This window comes from Nocardioides sp. (assembly GCF_031422975.1).
In the GTDB taxonomy this organism is placed as follows: Bacteria; Actinomycetota; Actinomycetes; order Propionibacteriales; family Nocardioidaceae; genus Nocardioides.
This window is the reverse complement of record NZ_JANPEO010000210.1, coordinates 1-2,849: the sequence shown is the minus strand read 5'-3', so window position 1 is coordinate 2,849 and position 2,849 is coordinate 1. Positions and strand designations below refer to the sequence as shown.

Genomic DNA, 2,849 nt, shown 5'->3' with positions numbered 1-2,849 from the left:
GCACGCCCAGGGAGCGATAGGTCGACAGCAGCACCTCCGGGTCGGCGAGGTCCGCCTTGGTGAGACACAGCAGCGGCGCCATACCCGCATCGAAGGCCGCCACGAGTGCCCGGTCGATCAGGCGTGGGCGCGGTTCGGGATCCGCGAGCGCGGTGACGACGACGAGCTGGTCGGCGTTGGAGACGATGACGCGCTCTACCGGGTCGTCGTCATCGGCGGTACGCCGCAGCGTGGTCGTGCGTGGCACGACCTCCACGATCCGTGCCAGCGATCCGTCGACACCGGACACGTCACCCACGACGCGCACCCGGTCCCCGACGACGACACCCTTGCGGCCGAGGGGCCGGGACTTCATCGCCATCACCGTCACGCCGTCCATCAGCAGGGTGAAGCGGCCTCGGTCGACGGTGACGACGACGCCGTCGACGGCGTCGTCGTAGGTCGGGCGGTCCTTGGTGCGGGGGCGGGTGCGGCGGCGGGGTCGCTCGTAGTGCTCCACGTCGTGATCGGTGTAGCGGTTGCTCACGCCGTGCCCACCGGATCCGGGCCCACCAGGTCCAGCCAGGCGCCGGGGAAGTCGGGGAAGGTCTTGGCCGTGGTGGCGATGTTCTCCACCAGCACCCCGTCGACGGCGGAGCCGATGATCACGCCGGCGTGGGCCATGCGGTGGTCGGCATACGTGCAGAACACGCCGCCGTGCAGGGGAGCGGGGCGGATCGAGAGCCCGTCGGGATGCTCGGTCACGTCGGCCCCCAGGTTGCCCAGCTCGGTCGCGAGCGCCGCCAACCGGTCGGTCTCGTGGCCCCGGATGTGGCCGACGCCGCGCAGGTGGGAGGGAGAGTCCGCCAGCGCGCAGAGTGCGGCGATCGCGGGCGTCAGCTCACCGATGTCGTGCAGGTCGAGGTCGACGCCCTGGAGCCCGCCGTTGCCGCGAACGGTGAGGCCGGTGTCGTCGAGCGACACCTCGCAGCCCATCTGCGTCAGGACGTGGCGCAGGTCGTCGCCGGGCTGCGTCGTGGTCGTGGGCCAGTCGCGGATCGTGACGATGCCGCCCGTCGTCGCGGCCAGCGCCAGGAACGGCGCGGCGTTGGACAGATCCGGCTCGATCGCCTCGTCGAGAGCGGCGATCGGCCCGGGCGCGACGGCCCAGCGGTGGACGTCGGTGTCGTCCACGTCGACGCCGCGTGCGCGGAGCATCGCGATCGTCATCTCGATGTGGGGCAGCGAGGGCACCGGCTTGCCGTCGTGTCGGATGTCGACGCCGGAGTCGTAGCGCGCGCCGGCCAGCAGCAGCGCCGAGATGAACTGCGACGACGCGCTGGCGTCGATCACGACGGTTCCGCCCCGGACGGAGCCGGTGCCGCGCACGACGAACGGCAGCGAGCCGCGGCCGTCGTCGTGGATGTCCACGCCCAGGCCGGCAAGGGCCGTCAGCACCTCGCCGACCGGGCGTCGCCGCATGTGCGGGTCGCCGTCGAACGCGATGGTGCCCGTCGACAGGCCGGCGACCGGCGGCACGAACCGCATCACCGTGCCGGCGAGGCCGCAGTCCACGTCGGCGTCGCGAGTGAGCGCCCCGGGGGTGATCCGCCAGTCGTCATCCTCGTCCGCGACGCCGACGCCCATCGCGGCCAGCCCGGCGGCCATCAGCATCGTGTCGCGCGAGCGCAGCGGTCGGCGTACGACACTCGGGCCGTCGGCGAGCGCGGCGAGGATCAGGGCGCGGTTGGTCAGGGACTTGCTGCCGGGCAGCGACACGACCCCCTCGACCGGGCGGGTGGGGCGAGGCGCCGGCCACGGGTCCGCGAGAGAGGTCACCCGAGCACCTTATCGGTGCCGGGCGAGCCGACCGGGTGTGCGATCAGCCGAGCTGCGCCCGGGCGAGCTTGGCCTCGTGCCGGGCGTCCTTGGCGAGCCGCCGGGCCTCGCGCTTGACGTCGGTGGCGGCGCGACGCGCCCGCCATGCCACGCCGGGCTTGCCGTCGGTGTCGACGCCGGCGATGAGGAGTCCGCCGAACATCGAGACGTTCTTGAAGAAGTGCACCTTCTGGTTGCCCCTGGCGGCCGGGTCGGTCTCTTCCCAGTAGCGGTGGCCGGCCAGCGTGGACGGGACCAGGGTCGCTGCCAGCACGGTCGAGGCCAGGCGCGGGGCGCGCCCGGTCGCGAGCGCAGCGCCGGCGAGGATCTGGGCGCCCGCGTTGAGGCGCACCAGCGTCGTGGCGTTGGTCGGGATCGGCGCCTGCGGCGCCATCCGCTGCACGAGCGGCACGAACCTGTCGGCAACCGGCTGGGCTGTGGCAGCCAGCGCATCGGCATTCTTGAGGGCGCTGACACCTCCCACGATGAACATGGAGGCCAGCATCGGACGAGCAAGGAGTCTGGTGACGGTCATGACACCTTCCTACACGACGAAGGGAAGGCCGGGGAAAAGCCCTAGGGTCGGGAGTCGAGCACCAGCGTCGCGGAGTTGTCGTCCGGGAAGCTGTCCTGACCGGCGTTGCTCGCCACGACCACGCTCACGCTGGCGTTGCCGTTGGGGAGGCGCTGGGCGCGTACGGCGACGGGTGCCGACCCGGTGACCGTGCAGACGAGGCGCGCCCCCTCGACGTGACAGCGCTCGTCGCTGCTGGTGAGCGCCCTGGTGTTGCTGCCGGAGATCGTGACGGTCGCGGTCTCCCCGGAGGGGATCCCGGTCGTGGTCACGGCGAGGTCCTCGTCGAGCGCCTTGCGGTCGAGCGTCGTGATGCTGACCGCGAGATCCCGGGTCGCCGGGACGGCCGTGGGCGTCGGGGTCGGGGTGGGCGTCGGCGTCGGGGTGGGCGTCGGGGTCGGGGTGGGCGTCGGGGTCG

At 72.7% G+C, this 2,849-nt stretch carries 4 protein-coding genes; all 4 read right to left on the bottom strand.

Going from position 1 to position 2,849, the window contains the following annotated elements:
* Positions 1-526: GTPase RsgA (rsgA, locus tag RMO85_RS06330; protein WP_310527622.1), on the bottom strand; the 526-nt coding region annotated here is incomplete at its 3' end.
* Entirely contained in the window at positions 523-1,818 is a 1,296-nt protein-coding gene (aroA, locus tag RMO85_RS06325) for a 3-phosphoshikimate 1-carboxyvinyltransferase (protein WP_310527617.1), read from the bottom strand. The genes rsgA and aroA, both read right to left, overlap by 4 nt.
* A 43-nt stretch (positions 1,819-1,861) precedes the next feature.
* On the bottom strand, positions 1,862-2,392 hold the full coding sequence (locus tag RMO85_RS06320; RefSeq protein WP_310527615.1) for a DoxX family protein: 531 nt from the start codon (positions 2,390-2,392) through the stop codon (positions 1,862-1,864).
* 41 nt (positions 2,393-2,433) lie between these two features.
* Positions 2,434-2,849, bottom strand: a 416-nt coding sequence (locus RMO85_RS06315) for an IPT/TIG domain-containing protein (protein WP_310527613.1), incomplete at its 5' end; no start/stop codon positions are given.